The 231-nt window shown below is 71.0% G+C and carries 1 protein-coding gene; it reads left to right on the top strand.

From position 1 onward, the window contains the following. Positions 1-231, top strand: a 231-nt coding sequence (locus SB679_RS26520; RefSeq protein ID WP_410705439.1) for a hypothetical protein, incomplete at both ends; no start/stop codon positions are given.

Genomic DNA, 231 nt, shown 5'->3' with positions numbered 1-231 from the left:
ATGCCAGATGCGGGGCGCAAAACCCCGATTTCCTGCTCGAGCCGGATCTCGACTTCATGGCGGAGCTCGCTGGCGCCGCGGGCGGGAAAATGACCACCATGACCTACGCGCCGGAACTGCCCGGTGCCGCAGCGCTGGTGGACCTGATGACCTCGCACGGCGTGACGCCCTCCTTGGGCCACACGGACTGCGACGACGCCACCGCGGCGGCGTCCCTGGCCGCCGCCCGCG

This window comes from Chryseobacterium sp. SIMBA_029, from assembly GCF_046535275.1.
Taxonomy (GTDB): domain Bacteria; phylum Bacteroidota; class Bacteroidia; order Flavobacteriales; family Weeksellaceae; genus Chryseobacterium.
The sequence above is the reverse complement of the archived record's forward strand: the minus strand, read 5'-3'. Positions and strand labels throughout refer to the sequence as shown.